The sequence below is a fragment of the Streptomyces sp. NPDC059003 genome (assembly GCF_042740445.1).
Lineage (GTDB): Bacteria > Actinomycetota > Actinomycetes > Streptomycetales > Streptomycetaceae > Streptomyces.
The window spans coordinates 1-4,232 of the sequence record NZ_JBHYJH010000345.1; the positions used below are offsets into that span (position 1 = coordinate 1).

Annotated in this window: 2 protein-coding genes and 3 pseudogenes; all 5 read left to right on the forward strand. The window is 69.2% G+C overall.

The window, feature by feature from the left end:
• Positions 1-232, forward strand: a 232-nt coding sequence (locus ACFWZ5_RS45070; RefSeq protein ID WP_384892975.1) for a hypothetical protein, incomplete at its 5' end; no start/stop codon positions are given.
• Positions 233-350: 118 nt separating this feature from the next.
• Positions 351-581, forward strand: coding sequence for a hypothetical protein (locus ACFWZ5_RS45075; protein ID WP_384892978.1), 231 nt, complete (start codon positions 351-353; stop codon positions 579-581).
• A gap of 993 nt (positions 582-1,574) precedes the next feature.
• A pseudogene (ispG, locus tag ACFWZ5_RS45080) lies at positions 1,575-2,710 on the forward strand (flavodoxin-dependent (E)-4-hydroxy-3-methylbut-2-enyl-diphosphate synthase).
• Positions 2,711-2,907: 197 nt separating this feature from the next.
• Positions 2,908-3,456 (forward strand): annotated as a pseudogene (locus tag ACFWZ5_RS45085) (polyprenyl synthetase family protein); the annotation flags it as partial.
• 324 nt (positions 3,457-3,780) lie between these two features.
• Positions 3,781-4,232, forward strand: a pseudogene (locus ACFWZ5_RS45090) (4-hydroxy-3-methylbut-2-enyl diphosphate reductase); the annotation flags it as partial.

The window sequence follows — 4,232 nt, forward strand, 5'->3', positions numbered from 1 at the left end:
GGGCTTCACTTCCTCGACGGCCTCAGCCGAGACGATCACGTCTGTCACAGGGTGTCACTTCCTGTTCGAAGATCCACCGTTGACCGTACAGACCCTTTACCGAACCCGGAGCGGTTCACTGCCAGTGGGGGAGGGCTTGGTCGAGGTGGCCGTGGCGGAGGAGGGTTTCGGCGAGCCGGGCGTGGGTGAGGGTGGTGGCGCGGTGTTCGGCTTCGGTGCGGGTGCGCAGTGACGCGGTCAGAGGGCGGATGGTGCCGGGAGTGTCGCCGAGGGTCTGGGCGCGCTGGTAGTGCAGGGCGCCGACCGGGTAAGTTGGTGAATGGGCCGGGCGGGGTGGCGGCGGTCTGTGGGTGGAGGCGTTCGGCCCGTTTGAGAGCCGCGAGGGCGGCGTGGCGGTCGTGGTGGGCCTGGATGGCCGCGAGGTGGGCGTGTGCGTATGCCTGGACTTCGGGTGGGGCGTGGCGGGCGTGCTCGACCGCGCGCTCGGTCAAGGTGAGGATGGCGGGGGCGTGGTGGCCCAGATCGTGGGCGTGGGTGGCCATGGTGGGCAGCACGATCGCCAGGGTGGCGCGGTCGCCTGAGGTGGCGGCGAGGTGGGCGGCGGTGTGATGGTAGTGCTGGGCTGTGGCGTTGTGGCCGCTGTCGGCGCACATGGTGGCGAGTAGCAGTGTCAACTGGGCGGTGGTGCAGAGGAGTTCGTGGTGCACGCTGTCGGTGGCGGGGGTACCCAGCCAGGGGATGGCGGTGTGGGCGAGGTAGGCGGCCAGCGGGGCGCGGCCGGGGCGGCCACCGTGCTGGGCAGCGGCATCCGCGAACACACCGGCCATGGAGCATAGTTGGGCAACTTCCGGTTGCTTGACCCGGCCGGTTCCCCCGCTGGCCCGTGATAGCCGCGGTGGCGGGGGCCCTGGGGTGGATGGGCAGAGGGGGGACAAGGGCGGCCAGACTGAAGACTGCGGTGCCGAAGAGGTGGCGCCGGTCGGGGTCGAGTTCGGTGTGGGTGAGGTGGATGAGGCGGCGTACGGGATCCCGTTCCTCGACGAGGTTCATCACGGTGGCGGGGGCGTCGGTGGGCCCGGCGTCCCGCGCGGTGATGCTCCTGCCCAGCTTCCGCGACAGTGTCTCCAGCAGGATGGCGGCTGTGTGGGGGGGCCGGGGGCGCGTGCCGGCCAGCCAGCGGGCTACCGATGTGTGATCACACGCCACCGGCTGGCCGTGTGCGGTAGCCATTTTCCCTACCGCGCGGGCGAGTTCGGCCCGGCTCCACTCGGCGGTTTCCAGCAGGTCATGCAGGCGGTCGTTGGGTATGTGGGGCATGACCCCTTCCTTTCCGCGCGGTTCCGGCCGGCTGCGACCCGGCCGGGGGTGGTTTCACAAGCGCGCAAGGTTGCGTGGTGTGCCCAGCACCCGCCGCTTCGAGCATCTGTGCGGCCTTGGCCTGAGGTGGTGCACTGCCTGTACCCGGCGACGTCCACGCCGCACCGTCAGTGGGACAGGTCCCAGGCGCCATTCCGCTATGCGCTCTATCCCGCCGTGTGCCTGGTGAAGGGAATCCGTGCTCATGACACTCGTTAATCGATCTCGGCCTGCCTACCCCGCCACCCCACCGGACTCCGGTGCGTTGCCGCCCCACCCGTCAACTGCGCGCCGGGGCGGTGCCCGTGGGTGGCAGCGCACCGGTGAGTGTGCAAACGATGATCACCACCAACACCGCGGATGTGGACGCCACGCTGCGGCAGATCGCCGAGGTGACCGCCGCCGGCTGCGACATCGTCCGCGTCGCCGTCCCCTCCCAGGACGACGCCGCGGCCCTGCCCGGCATCGTGGCCCGGTCCCGGTGATCGCCGACATCCACTCCCAGCCCCGCTACGTCCTCGCCGCCCTGGAGGCGTGCTGCGCCGCGGTGCGGGTGAACCCCGGCAATATCAAGAAGTTCGACGACCGTGTCGCAGAGATCGCTAAGGCCGCCACCGTCGCCGGGGTGCCGGTCCGTATCGGCGTCAACGCGGGCTCTCTGGACGCACGCCTGCTCGCCAAGCACGGCGCCGCGACGCCCGAGGCTCTGGTGGAGTCCGCGCTGTGGGAGTGCTCGCTGTTCGAGGAACACGGCTTCACCGACATCAAGATCGCGGTCAAGCACCACGACCCGCTCACCATGATCGCCGCAAACCGGCTCCTCGCTAGGCGCTGCGACTACCCGCTGCACCTGGGTGTCACCGAGGCCGGTCCGGCCTTCCAGGGCGCGATCAAATCCGCGGTCGCCTTCGGTATCCTTCTGGCCGAGGGGATCGGGGACACGATCCGTGTCTCCCTTTCGGCTGACCCGGTCGAGCAGGTCAAGGCCGGCTGCCACATCCTTGCTTCCCTCGGCCTGCGCCCGCGCAAGCTGGAGATCGTCTCCTGCCCCGGATGCGGGCGTCTCCAGGTCGATATTCACAAGCTCGCCGCCCAGGTCGAGGCCGCCTTCGACGGGTTCCCTCACCCTTTGCGGATCGCGGTGATGGGGTGCGTCGTCAATGGGCCCGGTGAATCCCGCGAGGCCGACCTCGGCGTGTCCTGCGGCAATGGAAAAGGCCAGATCTTCCGGAAGGGCACCGTCATCAAGACCGTCCCCGAATCTCGCATCGTCGAGGCTCTCCTTGACGAGGCCCTGGTCGTGACGAGCCTTGTCGAGCCGCCAGCGTATGCCGAGGGAGGTGAACATTCGTGACATCCACCGTTCCCGCCCGGTCTGTCCCCAGCCCGTTGGACCTTGAGGGCCTGCGCCGTGACGTCGACGCTGTGCTGCACCAGTTCCTGCACAGGAAAGCTGTTTGGGCCTCGGCCCACAACCTCGCTGTGCCGGCCGCCCACGTGCTGGAGCAGTTCCTGTCGGCCGGAGGAAAGCGTCTGCGGCCGGCGCTGTGCGTGCTCGGCTGGCAGGCGGCCACCGGTACCCCGCCGCCTCGAGAAGTGGTGAGGGTGGCGGCGAGTCTGGAGATGTTCCACGCCTTCTGCCTCATCCACGACGACAGTGCCACCCGGCGCGGCGCTGCGACCGTCCACTGCACCCTCGCCGACCGCCACGCGGCACACCGTTCGGGCCCGGTCGCCGAGCGCCTGGGTGCATCCTGCGCGATCCTTGTCGGTGACCAGGCCCTGACCTGGGCTGATGAGCTTCTGTACACCGCAGGACTCACCACCCGCCAGCTCACCGCCGTCCTCCCCGTCGTACACGCCATGCGCACCGAGGTGATCTATGGCCAGTACCTGGACGTCACCGCCACCGGAACCCCAACCTCCGATCTGGACCGGGCGCTGGCGATCATCCGCTACAAGACCGCCACCTACACGATCGAGCGGCCGCTGCATATCGGTGCCACTCTCGGCGGCGCCCCGGCACCGCTGCTGCGCGAGCTCTCCGCCTACGCCCTGCCGTTGGGCGAAGCGTTTCAGCTGCGCGACGACCTGCTCGGTGTCTTCGGTGCCCCGAAGGTGACCGGCAAGTCCCGCTTGGAAGACCTGCGCGAGGGCAAGCACATGTGCTGGCCGCCCTCGCCCTGCGTCCCCCGCCCACACCGGCGTCCTGCGCCGCCTGATCGGCAACCCACACCTCACCGAGGCGGAAGCCTCCCAGGTCCGCAACATCCTCACCGTCACCGGCGCCCGCGCCCACACCGAGGTGATGATCCGCGAGCGGCGCGCCCAGGTTCTTGGGCTGCTCACTTCCCCGCACGCCATCCACCCCGAGGCCCAACATGCCCTTCGTCAGCTGGCCGAGACCGCGATGAGGAGGACCTCATGAACAGTCCTTCGGCCTCCGGCCGGCGGGTGCTGCTTGCCTCACCGCGGGGCTACTGTGCCGGCGTGGTCCGCGCGATCGCCGCCGTGGAGAAGGCACTTGAGATCTACGGTCCGCCTGTCTACGTCCGTCACGAGATCGTCCACAACACACAGGTAGTCAAGACGCTGGAGACGAAGGGGGCCATCTTCGTCGAGGACACGGTCCAGGTTCCCGAGGGTGCAGTCGTCGTGTTCTCGGCACACGGAGTGGCCCCGGCAGTGCGTGATGAGGCCGCCGCACGCAACCTCACCACGATCGACGCGACCTGCCCCCTGGTCACCAAGGAAGCCGCCCGCTACGCCGAACTGGACTACGACATCCTACTGATCGGCCACGAGGGCCACGAGGAAGTCATCGGCACCTTGGGCGAGGCCCCCGAGCACATCACGCTGGTCGACGGCCCCGAGGA